The sequence below is a fragment of the Ensifer adhaerens genome (assembly GCF_000697965.2).
Taxonomy (GTDB): Bacteria; Pseudomonadota; Alphaproteobacteria; order Rhizobiales; family Rhizobiaceae; genus Ensifer; species Ensifer adhaerens.
Genome location: NZ_CP015882.1, coordinates 881,178 through 899,198 on the forward strand (window position 1 = coordinate 881,178; position 18,021 = coordinate 899,198).

Genomic DNA, 18,021 nt, shown 5'->3' on the forward strand with positions numbered 1-18,021 from the left:
GGTCTCCCGGCCTTGAACAGGCTGACCTGAAATTTGGGAGGAACTTAATGCACAAGAAGCTATTCGGCCTGACCCTTGCCGCGATGACCGCCTTTGCCGGCGTGTCTCACGCGCAAGAGGAAAAGAAAGTAACCATCGGCGTCTCGATCCCGGCGGCCGACCATGGCTGGACGGCCGGCGTGGTGTTCCATGCCGAACGGGTCGCCAAGATCCTGATGGAGCGTAATCCCGGCCTGAACGTCATCGTCAAGACCTCACCCGATCCGGCAAGCCAGGCCAACGCCGTGCAGGATCTTGAGACGCAAGGCATCGACGCGCTCGTCATCCTGCCGACCGATCCGGATCCGCTGGTCAACGCCATCAAGGAAGTGAAGGGCAAGGGCACCTTCGTCGCTCTCGTCGACCGTGCCCCGAGTGTCAACGACAACTCGGTGCGTGACCTCTACGTTGCCGGCAACAATCCGGCGCTTGGCCAGGTCGCTGGCGAGTACATCAAGGCAACGACGCCGGAAGCTGAAGTCGTCGTCATCCGCGGCCTGCCGATCCCGATCGACCAGCAGCGCCAGGACGGCTTCGACAAGGGCATCGAAGGCTCGAAGGTCAAGGTTCTCGACCGCCAGTACGGCAACTGGAACCGCGACGATGCCTTCAAGGTCATGCAGGACTACCTGACCAAGTACCCGAAGATCGATGTTGTCTGGTGCCAGGACGACGACATGGCCGTCGGCGTGCTGCAGGCGATCGAGCAGGCCAAGCGCACCGACATCCAGTATGTCGTCGCCGGCGCAGGCTCGAAGGAAATGATCAAGAAGGTCATGGACGGCGACAAGATGATCCCGGTCGACGTGCTCTATCCGCCGGCAATGGTCGGCACGGCGCTCGAAATGACCGTCGCCAACTTCTACGGCCAGGTTCCGGTGCGCGGCGTCTACACGATCGATGCAACGCTCGTGACCAAGGACAATGCGAAGGACTTCTACTTCCCGGATTCGCCGTTCTGATTAAGCTTTGATGTGATGACGGCCCGCGATTTGTGGGCCGTCATCAGGCTCGACGAGGCTGAAAATACTGCCCCGCGGCCGGCCATCTTGCCGGCCTTTCAATTGCATTAGCATGCTGTTGAATTTCACTATGAATCGTCATAAAACCGTCACATAGCCGCCTGACCTTCCCTTGGCTTCCAGTCAGTTCAACATGAGAGCGATGATGCAAACACCCGCTGTGTCACGTCTGTCATCTGACGCGATAGCCGCTTCCGACGCAGAGCCGGTCGTCGTCGACCAGGCTGGTGCGATCTGCATTCGCAAGGAAAGCGGCGGAGACCGGTTCGAGGTGCTGCTCATTTGCGGCCGCACCACCGGGCTCTGGGGCATTCCCAAGGGGCACCTGGAGTATGGTGAAGACACCCCTGGCGCTGCCGTCCGGGAAGCGTTCGAAGAGGCCGGTGTCATCGGAACGGCGTTAAACGACGAAATCGGCGGTTACACCTACAGCAAGCTCGGCAAGGCCGCCGTCTATCACGTCCAGGTTCACTTGATCGCCGTTGTGTCCATGGCGCCCGACTTTCCGGAAAAGGGCGCGCGCGCGATGCGCTGGGTGCCGGCGTCCCTCGCGGCGTCGCTTGTCGGGCAGCCTGGCCTTAAAACGCTTCTCACCGAACGGCTGGGCGGGCTTGGAAACGATAGTCTCGCGAGTTGCGCCGATTAGTCACGTCCCTAAAGCCGGTCCCGCCTGCGACGCAGCTCGGCGGCGATCATGGCCTCGTCGCGCCGAAGACTGAGGTGTTGCGCGGCCGCCATGCCATCCTTCCACACCGACATTGCGCCGGCCTCCTTGCCCTCCAGCCAGAGCGATACGCCCGACCACAGCGCGAGTTGAGGTACGCCGATCGGAAAGGCTCGGGCATAACGTTTGAGTTCGCGTAGCGCTTGGGCCTCCCAGCGCGGCCATTCGTCGTAAGCGTGTGCGAGGCCGGCCTCGCGGCCCCGCAGGAAAACCTCGGCGGCGCCGGAGATGCCGACCAAAGTGCTGTGGGACGAAGGCCGGCGCATCAATTTGACCAGTTGCAAGGTTTCGGCGGCCGCCTGGACACTCTCCGCATGCCGCCCCGTGCGCGCGAGCGCCAGCGCCAGCGCACCCTTCGCCGAGATCTGCGCGGCCAGATCGACCGACCCGAGCATCGCCGAGCCGATCAGCCGGAGAATGTCGACGGCCTCGCGCGGCTGATCCGTGTGAAGCACGCACAACGCCTTGCACCGCAACGCCCAGATTTCCTGCTGGATATTGCCGGCATTCTGCGCGCGCGAGAGCAGGGCGGTCGCCGTTGGTTCGAGCGCGGCCTGCTCGCCACGGTAGTAGAGCGACCAGAAGCGCATGCCCTGGGCATTGCACCACCGCAATTGGTCGCCGGCTCGAAGGCAGAACTGCTGGCCCTGTTCCAGCCTTGCGTCCACCCCCGCCCATTCTCCGCGTCCGAGCTGCCAGAGCGCGTCGAGATTGCAGACATGCGCATGGATCGCGGTGTCTGAAAGCTCGGTCGCGATCCGCTCCGCCCTTTCCATGAAATAGCGGCACCCGGAGCGCCAGCCCATCATCCCGAAGCCGCAGCCGAGCTGCGAGGCGGCGACGGCCATTTCGATCGTCCGTCCGGTCCGTTCGGCGCGCGCCACCGCGCCAACGAGATTGCACATTCCACGGGTGAAGCGCAGCTCGAAGTAGTCAACCAGCGCTGCCTGGTTCAGGCACCGCGCCATTTCCCTCTCCCAGGACAGCCGGTCCTCGCGGCGGGCAAGCTTCGCTGTTTCCGGCAGCATCTGCTGCGCCGCAAGCCGCAAGCTGCGAGCGGCAAGCCGTACCAGCGTCGCAGACGAAGAGACGGGAACCGGTTGGCCGGCCGCTTTCAGCGCATTCCTGACGGCAATGCCCTGCGCGTGAATGTCGCCGCGACTGTAGTGCGCTTCGGCAAGTTTGCGCCGCCAGCGAACCGCCTGCAGTCGCTGTTCGGGCGTCCAGTCCTGCGGCTTCGGCTCGTGCGCCATGCAAATGCCGAGAAAGAACTCGACCTCGCGGAAGGCGCCGACCTGCAAAGCCCTCGCGGCCGCCAGGTCCGCGTATTTCACGACCTTCTCCTTGTTGTCCGCCGCCTCGAAATGCTGAACGAGAACCGCCAGATCTCCACCCATTGCTTCAATGCGGCTGCGCTCCAGCCAGTGGGCGAGCGATGCGTGGAGGCGGCTGCGCAGGTCGCCCGGCATCGATCCGTAGACCACATCGCGCGTCTGGTCGTGACGGAATTCGTAGCTTCCGGCTTGGCCGAGCCGGCGCACCAGATGGGCATCGACCAGCCTTTCGACGGCGGAGCCGAGCCCTTCCGCATTCAGCTCTTCTTTCAGCAATGCCTCCAGCTCGGCAAAGGTGAACGAGCGTCCGATGACGGCCGCCGCTTTGATCACGTCCTGCGATGTCGAATCGAGGCGATCCACTCGCTCTCGGATGACGCGCTCGACTCCCTCGAAATACTGGAGGTCCTCAAGGGGGCGGATCGAGCGCCAGAGGCCATCGCGCACGGCGATCAAGCCTTCGCTCTTCAGCGTCAGCGCGATCTCCTCGGCAAAGAAGGGATTGCCTCCGGCAAGGGCGGCGACCCTGCGCGCGAGTTCCTGTTGTGGCGGAACCTCGCCAAGGGTGCGCGAAACGAGTTCGCAAACAGTGCCGTCGTCGAGCTCTTCGAGTTCGAGGATGCGGTAGCGCCGTGCCGGCTCCTCTGTCTCGGTCCCGGCTTCGCCTGCCGCCTCGACCCGTCGTCGCAATTGCTTCAGATCCTCGGGCACCTCTTCGGAGCGCACGCAGAGCACGAGCAGCAGCGAAGGCACAGAACCGAGCACCCATTCGACCAGCCGCCAGGAGGCGGAATCCAGCCACTGGCTGTCTTCGAGTACGAGGGCGAACGGCCGTGGCGCCAAGACGCCGAGGATATCGCCGAGGAGGCGCATGGTCGCATCGGCGCGGTGGGCACCTTCCAGGTGGCGCGTTCCCTCGTTCTGCTCGATCTCGATCGCCAGCAGGTCGTTAAGAAGGGGCAGGCGGTCTGCGATCCACGGCGCCGTGCGGATGCGCGCGGTAATGCTTTCGAGCAGGACGAGGCCATCGCTTTCGGCGGGCAATCCCAAAAGCGTTTCAAGAACGCGTCGCCAGGCCAGAAGCGAGCTTCGCCGGTCGTCCCGTTCGGCGAGCGTCACGGCAATCGCCACTCCCGCGGCGTGAAGATTCTCGGTAAAGGTGGCAGCCAGCCTGCTCTTGCCGATGCCGGGTTCGCCCAGGATGACGACAAGACGGCTCGAACCGCCGCGCGTCTCCTCGAAAGCATGCTGCAGGAAAGCGAGTTCCCGCTCTCGGCCAATCAGCGTTGCCGCAGACAGGGCCCGCGACTTCGGCTCAAGAGGCCGAAAGACCGGCGCCACGTCGCCAAGTCCCGCCAGCTGGACGGTTCCGCGTTGCTCGAAATCGAAGGACGCCCGGCTTGCCCTTTCGGTCGGCGCATCGCACAGCACATCATTGGAGACGGTCGTGACGAGGCGCGCGGCGCGATTGACCGGCGTGCCGAGAACCATCAGCTGTCGCCGGCGCGTGCTGCCGACGACTCGAAACAGGGCCTCGCCCGTCGCCACGCCGACCGAGACGGCAAGCCCCATCTCCGTGATATGGCGACCGATGGCGCGGGCGGCATCCACGGCGCGGGCCGGGTCGTCGCGGTGAAACGTCCCGCGTGTCCCGAAAGCGCAGAGATAAACGAGCCCCTTGTCGTCGAAGAGGAGTTCGCCCGGAGGGCCGCCGTAGCGGTGCGAAATCGCCTGAAGCGTTGCGCAGAGGTTCTGGTGTCGGACGAGCGCTTGGGCATCTTGGTGTTGCAGACCGATTATCCGGACGAAAATGACGGACACTGGTCTGATCTCCGCAAGCGTGTCCAGCCGTGCATCGCGATGGACATTGCCTTCGGCTAAGGCGTTGGGGGATGCGGGTTCGATGCCCATCATCGTCGGCGAGGGGCCAAGCAACTCCTGAAGCTGCATCGGCAGGAATGCGACGAGCCATTCGTGCGCGATGTGCGGATGCGCTGGAGCAGCGGCGGGCGCGCGCGCATTTGCCTCGCCATCGGTCAGGGCATTTGCCGCCTCTGGTGACAGAACGACTTCCCAGCGATGGGCAAGTGTCTGCGCACTTGCGGCCTGAACGACGGCATCGCCCCCAGCCACAAGGTTCCAGACCGGCTGGCCGCCGATGGCGGCCGCCCAGAGCTGCCCGGCGCCGATGCCGATATGTAGGGTAGGTCCGATTTCGCCTGCACCCGGATTTCGCTGCTCGCGGCTCTCCTTGCAGATCGCTTCGGCGCACTCGGCCGCACTCTTGACCGCGCGCGCCAGACCCGTTTCGTCGGCGGGCCAATAGGCCAGAAGCGAGTCACCCGCAAAGAGGAGGACTTCGCCGCCCCGGTCGCAGACATGGTCGGCGCAACGCGCGTAGGAAATACTGAGCAGCTTCGGGATCTGCACCAGCCCTTCCTTGCCGCGCCGCGCCAGTTGCTCGACGAGGGCCGTATAGCGCGAGACGTCGACAAAGATCACGGCGGCCGGAAACTCTACCGCCGACGGCCGCTCTCCGTGAGAGCCGTGAAGCCGGCCAAGCAAGTTCAGCGGCAAAAACCCTTCGAGCGATTTTGCGATCGTCTCCATGTTTCCTTCGCGCGGTGATTGATCACGAAATGCGCGAAACAGGGGCCATCTTCGCGCAGAAGTGCATTTATCCCTCGCCGATTTGCTGACTCTCGCATATTATTTAGCAATCGCTAAGAGGGCTAGCCGACTTCGATCGATCGGCTTTGGCAGAAACCGCGCAGGTTTCGGATTTTTGCATTCTTCCCGGATGTCGATGCCCCCTGTTGGGGATCACCGAAAGACATGAGCCATCGCGGCTCGCACACCGAGTTCAGGCGTCAGACGCATCTTATGGAGAGCGTTATGTCCGATTGGAGCTACGGATACCCGCACCGTGCCCGAGACCGACGTCCCGGAGGCGACCATGGCCAGCATTGACTTCGACAACACCTCGCACACCGCGTGGATTTCCCAGGGTTTCGAAAGGCTGGTCGACCGGGTTCGGAAGACGCCGGCGGCGCTCCACTTTGATGTTCTGGTCGTCGGCAGTGGCTATGGCGGCGCAATCGCTGCCGCCACCATGGCCGGCCGCACGAAGGGAGGCGCTCCGATCAAGGTCGGGGTGCTCGAGCGGGGCAAGGAGTATCTGCCGGGCGCGTTTCCAACAGGTCTTGCCGAACTGCCTCGCCATATCCGCCGCGATCGCAACAAGGAAGGGCTGGTCGACGTGCGGATCGGCCCGGAGGTCGTCACGGTGGTCGCAAACGGCGTCGGCGGCGGTTCGCTGATCAATGCCGGCGTCATGGAAGTTCCCGACGAGAGCGTGTTTCACACGCGCTGGCCCGACGACCTCAAGGACCTGACGACCTGGCGGCAGTATTATGATCGTGCGGGCGAGCTTCTGGGCGGCACCGCAAACGGCGTCCCCAACAGCATCTCGAAACATCCCGACGGCATTCCCCAGAAACACAAGTCCTTCCGCAGCATCGCGTCGACGGGTTTTCGCGAGGCAGCGATTACGGTCGCGATGACCGACACGGTGAGCTCGGGAAATGTCAGGCTCAATAAATGCGTGCGCTGCGGCGACTGCGCGACGGGCTGCAATTTCGGCGCAAAGAACTCGCTCGACGTCAACCTGCTCGTGACGGCGCTGCGCAACGAGGCAGAGATCTTCAGCGGCGCGACCGTGCTCAGCGTCAAGCCGGACGGCGGCAACTGGATCGTCGATTGCGTCTACACCGACGCGGCCCTGCGCGCACGCGACGGCGACGTGCTGCAGGTGCGCGCAGGCAAGGTCGTGCTGGCGGCGGGCACGCTCGGCTCGTTCGAAATCCTGAAGCGCTCACAGGCCAAAGGCCTCAGCCTCTCCGTGCATTTCGGCAACCATTGCTCGACCAATGGCGACATGCTGGTGACCGATTATGCCACGTCAAATCCGGTCAATACCGTCTCGGACGAGGCCGTGCAGCCCTCCAAGCGTGCGATCGGACCCACCATCACCGGCGTGCTCGATCTTCGAAAAACGGCAGGTGTTCTGATCGAGGAACTCTCCGTTCCAGCTGGCTTGCGCCTCGCCTTCACCGAGATCTTTGCAACGCTCAACACGCTTCACGGGCTCGACCGGTTCGACTGGTCGACGCATACGCGGGGCTTTCCGGACGACGACGCCTATGTGGCGCCGACCGGCAGGATCGAACATTCCGCCGTCTATGCCGTCATGGCCGATGACGGCGCCGCCGGGCGTATGGAACTGGATGAAACGGCTTCCGACAGCGATGACGGCACGGCGCGGATGCGCTGGGACGATCTGCCGTCCCTGCCGATCTTCGACACCGAGGTTGAGGCGCTGGCACGGCTGGCGAAGAATACGGGCGGGCGCGTCATCGCCAATCCCGTCTGGAAGCTCCTGCCGGCCAGCCTGAACTGGCTGCTGCAAAACAAGCGCGGTCCGCTCACCACCGTGCATCCGCTCGGTGGCTGCGTGATGGGCAACACCGGCGCGACGGGCGTCGTCGATCATTTGGGGCGTGTTTTCAAATCGGAGCTCCCGAACGACTTCCATAGTGGCCTCGTGGTCCTCGACGGCTCGATTATCCCGACGGCGCTTGGCACCAATCCGGCGCTCACCATAGCGGCAGTGGCCCTGCGCGCCTCGGAGACACTCGCGGCCGCCTGGAATTATGTCGCCCCGGCCCCTGCGGCGCCCGGCCTAGCTTTGGTCCGCCCGGTGTTTCGTGAAACCGATGCCGCTGCACCTGCCCCTGATACCGATGCCGAGATCATCGAGCGCCTTGCCGGCCGGGTCAGGTTTTCAGCGCCCGGGACGGCCTCTGAAACGAGAGTTGTCGAGCTCACACTGCGTTTCGAGCCGAAGGCGCTGGCCGATTTGGCGCCAAGCAATGGTGGCGATGGAACCCTTGAGGTCGCGACCGACGCCTCCGTGCCGTTGGCCCGCAGCATGATCCGAATTTTTCCGGCGGATCAGTGGGACAATCTCCATCAGACATGGGCGCCCGCCGGTCTGGTGGAGCAGAAGCTCCAGGCGATCGCCGTCTTTACGGCGCCCCTGACCGGCAGCCTGCGGGTCCTCGAGCGCCAGTCGACGTGGGTCGGCGGCAGGATCTGGCGTGCCGGCAAGGCATGGGTGCTCAACCGAGGCCTGCGCGACAGCTATCAGGCGATCGTCGACGGCGACGGTGGGCCCGGCTTCTTTGAGCGCGTCCGCTCAGGTCTTGCCATCGCCAGCCGGTCCGGCGAGATCCGCGCCTTCGTCTATGATCTAAAGGTCGGCGCGCCGGACCCGATCACCGGTGGCATCTCGCTTGCGGGCGATCGTATCGTCGGCACCAAGCGCTTCACCTATGATCGGCGTTCCAATCCCTGGCGTCAGCTCATGGAAGTCGCGCTGGAGCAATTTCCGGGGTTGGAGGCAGCGTCCGGCGGGCGCGTGCTGACGCTCGACCTTGACTATCTCGCCCGCATCGGCGTGCCGCTCGTGCGCATCACGGAACAGCGTGACGGCGTCGCCGCGATCGGAGCGCTCCTGACTTTCCTCGGGTATTTTCTCCGGCTGCTTTTGGGAATGCATATCTGGAGTTTCCGTGCACCCGATAAAGACAAGGACCCGGCAAACGACGCGGTGGATTTCCGCCCGCCGGCGCAGTTGAAGATCAAGGGCGGCGGCACGGTCGCGGCGCAACGACAGACGCTCGTCGTCGGAACGAGCAAGCCTCAACTCGGCGGCCCGCCGGTTGTCGGGAAAGTACTGCTAACCCGCTATCCCTATCCGGGCACGACGAAGCGGCCGCTGGTGATGATCCACGGATACAGCGCCGGCGGGACGACCTTTGCCCACCACGCCGTCAATCCCAACTTCGCCAGCCATTTCTGGAAGACGGGGCGTGATGTCTGGATCGCCGACCTCAGAACCAGCCCGGCGCACCCGACCGCAAGTGCGGCCTGGAGCTTCGACGAAATCGGCAAGGAAGACGTGCCCTTGGTGTTGCGGACGATCGCCACACAGACCGGTGTGCCGAAACTCGACGTCATCGCCCATTGCATGGGCACGATGGTTTTCAGCATCGCCACACTGGAGGGTAAGATCCAGGACCTCGTTGACCGGGTGGCCTTCACGCAGGTCGGTCCGCTGGTGGTCTTTACGCCTGCCAACATCTTCCGCGCCTATGCGGTGCGTTACCTTCTCGGCTTCCTGCCCGACAGCTACAGCTTCAATCCGGATAAGCCGACGCTCGCCGATGACCTTTGGGACCGCGTGCTTTCGACGCTTCCTTACCCGGTCGAGGAGTTCGACGTGGAAAATCCGATCTGGCCATGGAAGCGGACGCCGTGGACAAGAACCCGGCACCGGATGGACGCGCTCTACGGACGCGACTTCAACGTCGCCAACATGGAGCCCGAAATGCTGCGCTTCATCAACGAGCATTTCGGCGCGCTCAGCCTCAATACGGTCTCCACGACGGTGCATTTCGTGCGTAATGCCATGCTCACCGACTTCCGGGGGCAAAACCGACTGGTGTCACGAGAAGTCCTGCAGGATAAGTGGAAGTTCCCCACCTTCAGCGTCCATGGATCGGGCAACGGTCTCACGGATCCTGCCACCGTCGACCGCATGCGCCGCGTCTTCGACGATGCAGGTCGTGTCTACCTGGAACCCTATCTCAACCCCGGCGCCGGTCACCAGGACGCCCTTATCGGGACGACCCGGCATGCGACCTTGCAGAAGATCGAAGCTTTCCTCGACCAGAACATCCAACGCCAGCCTGTGGCCGCAGACACCGAGATGACGGCCTACCCGCCCTGGATCGGGCCGATCATTACCGAGGAGAACGGCGAGCTGACCATTCGCCTTGGCACGCTGCCGTCGATCCGCCAGACCGAGGGCGTGATCATGCTGCGCGTGCTGGTAAACGGCGACGACATCCAGCGCCCGGATGGCCAGCCCTGGGATCTGCCTTACATCGTCAGCCACATGATGGTCTACTGGTCCCCGGCGTTGCGCGACAACCACTGGGATGCGTTCAAGGCGCCGCTCCCGACATCAATGCCGGGGTATGATCCGAACTTCCCGGGAAACGCGTTGCTCGTCTTGCTTGCCTACGCGGAAGACAAGCTTCTGCCGCCGTTCATTGAGGAGACATACTACGCGCTCGCCAAGAATGGCGTCGTCTATCGGGCGCTGCTTCGCGAGTCGAACGAGAACCCGGAGAGGGTGCTGGAGGTACTTCCCTATCAGCGTTTCGAGCGGATCTCGCAGGCCGCCTCGCGGATGATGGATGCGCCGCAGCCCGACATCAATCCGGGCAAGGCTGTGAAATTTTCGCCGAACCGCCTCGTCTACAAGGACACGACCCCGACGACCAACCTGACGGTCGGCGCCGCTCCGCAGACGGCGACGCCTGCAAGTTCCTCGATGAACCTCAACTTCCTTATGGGAGCGTCGGTTCTGGAAAATCTGGTCGAGCAGGACCGGGCAATGATGGACGGCGTTATCCCCTACGATTCCCCGCTCGCTCCTCCTGTTCAGCCTTCGCCCGCCGGCACCAGCTTCATCCTGGCTTCGTGCCAGTACCCGGCCGGGTTCATCGACAGGAAGGTTGCCTATCGCTCCTTCGCCGAGGTCGCTGACAGAATAGGGGCGGGGGTGGGTATCCAGCCGAAGTTCGCGCTCCTCGTCGGCGATCAGGTCTATGTGGATCCGACCGCAGGGCTCTACGATCCGGCCGCGAGCGATGACAGGTATCGCCTCCCTTACGAAGCTTGGTTGCAGGAACGCAGCGTGCGCGAGGTCCTGCGCCGCATACCATCGTTCATGCTGCTCGACGACCATGAGATCGACGACAACTGGGAGCCGCTCGCCTCTCCGAACGATATCGATACGAATGCCAAGCTGAAGAAGGAGGGTTTCGCGGCCTTCGAGAAATACCAGCGTGGAGTGGATCCCAAGCTGAAGACGTTCGACTACGAGGGCTTCCATTTCTTCCTGCTCGACACGCGCAGCGAAAGGACGCACCGCAAGATCGGCGCCGGGCTTGCCAATGCGACCCTGTTCAAGACGGGCGTCGGCGAGACGATGAGCGACCTGGAGACGTGGCTTTTAAAAAATGGCCCGAAGTTCATAGCGTCGCCATCGATGTTTCTCCCGCGTCATCGCCGGGCGATCCAGCGCGATGCCAGCCTCAGCCCGGACAACCTGAGTGCGCTGCGTTCCGATGGCTGGGATGGCTATCCGAACAGTCTGCGTGATGTTCTCGGCGCCATCGCCGCCGGAAAGATCAAGCATGTCGTGCTCCTCTCCGGTGATGAACACCGGGGCTGCATTGCAACGGCGCTTCTGACGGAAATGGACGGCACGCCGATCACGACCGTGCATTCGATCCACACCGCGGCAATGTATGCGCCTTATCCTTTTGCAAACGGGATCGACGAGGATATCGTCGAGCAGGAGACGTTCGAGTTCGACTACAAGGCCAAGCGCTATCACTGCATCGTCGACGCGACCCGGCCGGCTCCCGGCGACGGTGCGACTTTTCTCCACGTCCGGCAGGATGGCGCCGATTGGAAGCTCGACTGCGAATATGCGGGGACTGTGCAGACGCTCACGCTCTGATCCCATCTCCTGGCGCGTTACTGGTTCAAATCCTTACGGGAAGGCTCGAGCGGGCCCGTTCACGAGGACGTGTCCGGGTGATCCGCCATGCCGTTTTGTCGCCCGATGCCGTCGCTTGACAGTCGGTTCAAAATAAACTTAACATGTTAATGGATTGAAGCTTTCCGATGAGGAGCAAAGGGAAGTTTCAAGCGACCAGGGAGATCTGCCCGCCGGATGGCCGTGAAGGATCAGGTGCGTGCATGCGATGTTCGCCGCGCGTGAATGTGGGGTCGACAGGGAGGAACCTATGAAACTGAGCAGACGGAATTTGATGAAGACCGGCGGCGCTCTGCTTGCAGCGCCCTTCGTTCTGAAAATCGGTGCGGCGCGCGCCCAGGAAACAGTCACGCTGAAGCTGCACCATTTCCTGCCGCCGGCATCCAACGTTCATCAGCGGCTGTTGACGCCATGGGCGAAATTGCTGGCAGAACAAAGCGGCGGTGCGCTGAAGGTCGACATCTTCCCGGCCATGCAACTCGGCGGAAAGCCGCCGCAGCTCTACGATCAGGCGTCGAACGGCGTCGTCGATATCGTCTGGACCTTGCCCGGCAACACGCCCGGACGTTTCCCGTCCACGGAAGTGTTCGAACTGCCATTCGTCGCCGCCAAGGAGGCGACCGTCAACGCGCAAGCCTGCCAGGAATATGGCCAGACGCACGTACTGAAGGAAACTGGCGATACCCAGCTCTTGTGCTTCTGGGCGCATGATCAGGGCCTGATCCACACCAATAAGGAAGTGAAGACCGGAGCGGACCTCGCCGGGCTGAAGCTTCGCAATCCGACGCGCCTTGCCGGTGAGGCGCTGGCGGCACTGGGGGCGACGCCGGTCGGCATGCCCATTCCGCAGGTGCCCGAAGCACTGGCCCAGCGGTCGATCGACGGCTGCGTGCTCCCGTGGGAAGTGGTTCCCTCGATCAAGGTGAACGAGCTCACCAAGTTCCATACCGAAATCCCGGGCTCGCCGACGCTCTATACCGCAACTTTCTTCCTGGCGATGAACAAGGGCAAGTACGACGGGTTGCCGGCCGACCTCAAGGCCGTGCTGGACGCCAACAGCGGCATGGCCTTCGCCAAGAAGGCCGGCGAGATGTGGGACAGCGTCGGTGCCGAAGTGCGCGCGGCAATCGAGACATCCGGAGAAGGAACAATCAGCACGATCAGCGAGGACGAAAAGGCGAAGTGGGTGGAGGCAACCAGACCCGTCCACGACAAGTGGATCGAGGACATGAAGGCCAAGGACCTCGACGGCAAGGCGCTGATCGCCACGGCGCAGGCGCTTGTGCAGAAATATTCGAGCGCCTGAGCGCACTGCCGGCCGTACTCGCCTGAACGTGGCGCCTGAACGCGCCGCTGCATGAACCAACAGCTCGAGGCCTCAACAATGGAAGACGTAGGATACGAGGACGCGGTGAGGGTGCCGCGCCGCAGGGAAGTCGAACGCCTCGCGGCCGGTTTGGCACTGATCGGCGGCACGCTTCTTTGCCTTGCGGCGGGATTGGTCACCGTCAGCGTGCTGGGCCGATGGCTGTTCAATCGGCCGGTGCCGGCCGACTACGAGCTGGTGGAGGTGGCGGTCGGCGTCGCCGCCTTCTCCTTTCTCGCATACACACAGGCCCGCAACGGCCATATTGCCGTCGATACCTTCACGTTGGCTCTCCCCGCACGCGTCACGCGGGTCATCGACGGCCTTTGGGACCTGCTTTTGGCCGGCTGCCTGGCGTTTTTTGCCTGGGGTCTGTTTACCGGTGGCCTGGAGGCGAGGGGATACGGGACGACGCTGATCCAGCTGCCCTGGCCGATCTGGCCAGTCTATCTGACCTGTGCGGCGCTGGCGGCGCTCGCAGCCATCATCGGAGTTTCCGTTTCCCTCTTGAAAATCGGAGGCGGCCGATGAGCGGTTTTGCCATTGCCTTCGTCGGATTCGCAGCCATGCTGCTCTTGATCGCCATCCGGATGCCGATCGCCCTTGCCATGCTTGCGGTGGGCGCTGCCGGTTATGCCTATCTCTCTGGCCCGCATGCGCTGGTCTACTATCTGCAGACCAACACCTACAGCCAGTTTGCCAGCTACACGCTTTCCGTCATACCGCTCTTCATCCTGATGGGCGCGCTTGCCGAGCAATCGGGCATCGCCGCAACGCTCTTTCGCGTCGCCGAGCGAGGCTTCGGACGGTTCAAGGGCGGAATGCCAATGGCGGTCATCGCCGCCTGCACAGGATTCGGCGCGATCTGCGGCTCGTCGGTCGCAACCACGGCGACCTTCGGGCGTGCGGCCCTGCCGGAACTGCGCCGGGCGCGCGTCGATGTCGGTCTTGGCACCGGGACGATTGCCGCCGGTGGCACGCTCGGCATCCTCATTCCCCCATCCGTCATCCTGGTGATCTATGCGATCACCGCCGAGCAGAATATCGCCAAGCTGTTTCAGGCCGCCCTGGTGCCGGGGCTGCTGGCGGCCGCCTTCTATCTGATCGCGATCGCCGTCGTCGTCCGGCGCAAACCCGATCTCGCACCGCCGGTCACGGCGACCGAGGCGGTTCGAACCCCCCGTCCTTTCTGGGCGAGGCCCGTAGGGCTGATCATCTTTGCCGGTGGCGCGATCGGCTGGCTGCTCGGCTCGCTCGGGACGGTAGGGGGCGTATTGCTGGCGATATTCGGCCTGCTGCTGCTGGCTGCGGACTTTGCGATCGTGCCCGCGGCGGCGGTTGCCGTCACGGTGGTCGGCGGCATCTATGGCGAAGTGTTCACACCGACGGAAGGTGCCGCGGTGGGTGCCGCCGTAACGCTGCTGGTGGGGCTGCTGCAACGGACCCTGAGCCTTGGCGCCCTGAAAAACGCCCTGCTGCAGACGGCTGAAACGAGCGGGATGATCTTCCTGATCCTGCTCGGCGCCGAGGTCTTTGGCGCGTTTCTGGCGCTGACGCAGATGCCGGCGACGCTGGCCTCAATGGTCGGACAGTCGGGTCTACCGCCCTATGTCGTCATTTGCGGAATGCTCGTCACCTATCTCGTGCTCGGCGCCGTCATGGACGAGTTGGCGATGATCCTGCTGACGTTGCCGGTCTTCATTCCGATCATCCTGACGCTGGACTTGGGCATGCCGACCGAGGACGTTGCCATCTGGTTCGGCATTCTCGTGCTCATCGTCGTCGGCATCGGCCTTTCCGCCCCGCCGATCGGCCTCAACGTGTTTATCATCAACAAGCTGGCGACCGACGTTCCGATCGTTGAGACCTATCGTGGCGTGATGCCATTCGTGATCGCCGACCTCATCAGGCTGGTGATCATCACGCTGTCACCCGGCGTCGCTCTGGCGCTCGTCCGGTTGTTGAATTGAGAAGAAGCTGGCAGGGCGCGACCTCCGCCTTGGACGGCGCGCTCACAGATCCTTCCAGCTATGGAACATGGCGGCCTGGCCGGCATGTTCGCCGTTGGCGCGCACCAATTGCCACACGATGGCGTTCTCGATCCAGAAACGGCGTCCGGATTTTGCGATCCGAAGCCCACGATAGTCGTCGATGAAGCCCTTGGTGGAGACACTGTCTAAAAGACGCTGCCGTTCCTCACGGTTCGGCGCCTCGGCCGAGAGGCGCGACGGCATGCCGATGAACTCCTGCCAACTGTAGCCGAAGCAGGCCTGGGCGGTTTTGTTCGCGTAGAAGAAACGCGGGTCGTCCGACCGGTCGTGCGCCAAAAGCGCAAAGGGTGCGTTCTCGTAGAGCCAGCGGCCGTCGAACGGATGGTCGACCAGCTCCTTGCCGGTCACCTGGCGGTAACTTGCAACGATCAGGGCGAAGGCGTCATCGGCATCATATTCGGTTGTCATCGCCCTTCGTCTCCATAGCGCCGGGGTGGGCGTCAGGCGTTCAAGGACGGAATGAACTTCCCGTCATAACGCACGCGGAAATTCCGGCGTTGCGCATCTTCCTGGAAGCAGACGAAGACCAGCTCGAGGTCATTTGCGCTGCTGCGCCTTCCAAGCAGGCTGAGCGTGATCACGACCACGCCGCCATAGGTGCGGGTCAGGGCGATCGCTGCCCTTCGAATTTCGTTGGTGCCGGCGTCGTCCCGCTCTTCGCGGCGCTCATAGACCTGCCAGAAGGGCGAAGCTTCCCAGGCCGCGCGCAGCGCCTCGGTGATCTGGTCCTTGAACTCCTCGACGGATCTGCCCTTGCTCCACGAGACGGTCTTTTCGGTGTAGTCGGCAAAAATGTCGAGATAGCCGTCATAGTCGTTCGCATCGGAGAAACAACGCTCGATCATCCCGAGCGCCATTTCATCGGAAATTCCTGCCTTGAAGTATATCGTCATCGAATCGCCAACCCTGCCTTGAACGCCTATCTAGTCAAAGCGCCAAGGATGTATCTAGTCCCCGATTGTCATATTGCTGCGGCCGAGAGGTTCCCCGCGTAAGGCGATCGGCTCTGGTGTTAAAGATCACCATTCATGCCAGTTTTTGCCGAATGCGCTATTCTGCCACCCATGAACACCATGAACATTTCCCTCCCGGACTCTCTCAAAAGCTTCGTCGACGAGCAGGTCGCCCGGCGAGGTTATGGTACGAGCAGCGAGTCTATCCTGGAGTTGATCCGCCGGGTTCAGGACTGGCTCAATCTGCGTCGGCTATTGCTCGATGGTGCCTCTTCCGCACAAGCCGACCCGACCGACGCTGGCTACTTCGCCGATTTGCGTGACCGGGTTCGTGGTCGATCGGCCAAGTGAGCAACAAGCCGGTCATTTCGCGTCAACCGGCCAGCAGCGACGTCGAGGCGGCGATCGAGTGTTATGCAACGTAGGCTGGGGCTGACGTCGCTCACGCTTTTGGCGACGCGTTTCAGGCTGCCTATGCGTTGATTGTTGCGCGTCCGGAATCCGGTTCGTTGCGCTTTGCCTACGAACTGGCGCTCCCTCATTGGCGAAGTGTCGGTCTGAAGAGGTACCCATACCTCGTGTTCTATCGTCAACGGGCCGACCATATCGACGTGTGGCGCGTGCTGAATAAGCCCTGACTGTAAGCTATTGGTTGCCTTGGGAAAGCTGAGGCAAAAACTCCGCGAAACTGAGCGGAAACGAGACGAAATTTCTAAGGCTTGGCACAACCAGGGTCCGCGTTCCCTCGCGCTCCCACACGCCTGCCGATAGGTTCTGGGTCAGCATCAACACCGGAGAACCGCATGAAACGCCTCCTCATTCTCGGCGCCACCCTTGTCGCGCACTTTGTGACCCCTGCGCTGGCACAGGAGCCGACGAAGCTTCTCAACGCCTCCTACGACGTTTCCCGCGAGCTCTTCGTTGCCGAGAACGAGGCCTTCATCAAGCAGCATCCGGGCGTGACCATCGACCAGTCGCATGCCGGCACGTCGAAGCAGGCCCGCTCGATCCTCGAAGGCCTGGAAGCCGACGTCGTCACCTTCAACCAGACCACCGATATCGAGTTCCTGGCCAAGAACGGCTTTGTCTCCAAGGATTGGGCGAAGGCGTTCCCGAACAATGCCTCGCCTTTCTATTCCTTCCCGTCCTTCCTGGTGCGCAAGGGCAACCCGAAGAACATCAAGGACTGGTCCGATCTCGCCCGTGACGATGTTCACGCTGTCTTCCCCAATCCGAAAACGTCGGGCAATGCGCGCTACACCTATCTGGCGGCCTATGCCTGGGCCAAGGAGGCCTATGAAGGCGACGAGGCGAAGATCGAAGCCTACATTACCAAGATCTTCGACAACGTTCCGGTGTTCGACACCGGCGGCCGCGCCTCGACAACCACCTTCGTCGAGCGCGAAACCGGCGACGTCCTGATCACCTTCGAGGCAGAGACCCGCAGCATCGCCAAACAGTATGGCGCCGACAAGGTCGAGGCCGTCATCCCGTCGGTCAGCCTGCTCGCCGAGTTCCCGGTCGCGGTCGTCGACAAGGTCGCCGAGAAGCACGGCACTCAGGCGCTCGCCAAGACCTATCTCGATTTCCTCTATACCGAGGAAGGCCAGCGCATCGCCGCCGAGTTCGGCCACCGCGTCCGCAACGAAAAGGTTGCCGGCGAATTCAAGGCGCAGTTCCCCGACATTCGCCTCGTCAATGTCGATGACGTCTTTGGCGGCTGGAGCAAGATCCAGGCAGAGCACTTCGCCTCGGGCGGCGTTCTGGACAAGCTCTACGGCAGCCGCTGATCGCTCTTTAAACTCGCATTCAGTCAGCCCGGCAGACGAACCGT

Annotated in this window: 11 protein-coding genes and 1 pseudogene; 9 read left to right on the forward strand and 3 right to left on the reverse strand. The window is 62.9% G+C overall.

All coding sequences use genetic code 11. The features are described from left to right. Positions 1-47 precede the first annotated feature (47 nt). On the forward strand, positions 48-1,001 hold the full coding sequence (locus tag FA04_RS31670) for a substrate-binding domain-containing protein (protein ID WP_034798145.1): 954 nt from the start codon (positions 48-50) through the stop codon (positions 999-1,001). A gap of 202 nt (positions 1,002-1,203) precedes the next feature. Next, positions 1,204-1,707 carry an NUDIX hydrolase gene (locus FA04_RS31675; protein ID WP_034798146.1) on the forward strand — a complete coding sequence of 168 codons (504 nt, stop codon included), beginning with the start codon at positions 1,204-1,206 and terminating at the stop codon, positions 1,705-1,707. Positions 1,708-1,715: 8 nt separating this feature from the next. Here FA04_RS31675 and FA04_RS31680 read toward each other — a convergent pair whose 3' ends face one another. After that, entirely contained in the window at positions 1,716-5,729 is a 4,014-nt protein-coding gene (locus FA04_RS31680; RefSeq protein WP_034798147.1) for an AAA family ATPase, read from the reverse strand. Positions 5,730-6,075: 346 nt separating this feature from the next. On the opposite strand from FA04_RS31680, the gene FA04_RS31685 reads away from it, so the two are divergent. The 4 genes from FA04_RS31685 to FA04_RS31700 all read left to right on the forward strand — a co-directional run bounded on the left by FA04_RS31685 (position 6,076) and on the right by FA04_RS31700 (position 15,153). Beyond that, positions 6,076-11,778, forward strand: a complete 5,703-nt coding sequence (locus tag FA04_RS31685) for an alpha/beta fold hydrolase (protein ID WP_034798148.1) — start codon at positions 6,076-6,078, stop codon at positions 11,776-11,778. A 289-nt stretch (positions 11,779-12,067) separates the two neighbouring features. After that, entirely contained in the window at positions 12,068-13,123 is a 1,056-nt protein-coding gene (locus FA04_RS31690) for a TRAP transporter substrate-binding protein (protein WP_034798149.1), read from the forward strand. 78 nt (positions 13,124-13,201) lie between these two features. Further along, positions 13,202-13,714, forward strand: coding sequence for a TRAP transporter small permease (locus tag FA04_RS31695; protein WP_060607804.1), 513 nt, complete (start codon positions 13,202-13,204; stop codon positions 13,712-13,714). Then, the gene (locus FA04_RS31700) at positions 13,711-15,153 is read left to right on the forward strand and encodes a TRAP transporter large permease (protein ID WP_034798150.1); all 1,443 of its coding nucleotides are present in this window, start codon (positions 13,711-13,713) and stop codon (positions 15,151-15,153) included. The genes FA04_RS31695 and FA04_RS31700 overlap by 4 nt, the downstream gene beginning before the upstream one ends. A gap of 42 nt (positions 15,154-15,195) precedes the next feature. Here the strand turns inward: FA04_RS31700 and FA04_RS31705 are convergent, their stop codons facing one another. Then, positions 15,196-15,642: an MEKHLA domain-containing protein gene (locus FA04_RS31705; protein ID WP_034798152.1), complete on the reverse strand. Its 447-nt coding sequence runs from the start codon at positions 15,640-15,642 to the stop codon at positions 15,196-15,198. Positions 15,643-15,674: 32 nt separating this feature from the next. Next, complete coding sequence (locus FA04_RS31710) at positions 15,675-16,127, reverse strand: hypothetical protein (protein WP_034798155.1); 453 nt, start codon at positions 16,125-16,127, stop codon at positions 15,675-15,677. A 135-nt stretch (positions 16,128-16,262) separates the two neighbouring features. Here FA04_RS31710 and FA04_RS31715 point away from each other — a divergent pair, with 135 nt between their 5' ends. From FA04_RS31715 to cysP, 3 genes and pseudogenes are all read left to right on the forward strand, one after another. Next, positions 16,263-16,538 carry a ribbon-helix-helix domain-containing protein gene (locus tag FA04_RS31715; protein WP_034798157.1) on the forward strand — a complete coding sequence of 92 codons (276 nt, stop codon included), beginning with the start codon at positions 16,263-16,265 and terminating at the stop codon, positions 16,536-16,538. After that, positions 16,535-16,825, forward strand: a pseudogene (locus FA04_RS34820) (type II toxin-antitoxin system RelE/ParE family toxin). The gene FA04_RS31715 and the pseudogene FA04_RS34820 overlap by 4 nt, the downstream one beginning before the upstream one ends. Before the next feature lie 165 nt (positions 16,826-16,990). Further along, positions 16,991-17,977 carry a thiosulfate ABC transporter substrate-binding protein CysP gene (gene cysP, locus FA04_RS31720; RefSeq protein WP_034798159.1) on the forward strand — a complete coding sequence of 329 codons (987 nt, stop codon included), beginning with the start codon at positions 16,991-16,993 and terminating at the stop codon, positions 17,975-17,977. The last annotated feature ends 44 nt before the right edge of the window (positions 17,978-18,021 follow it).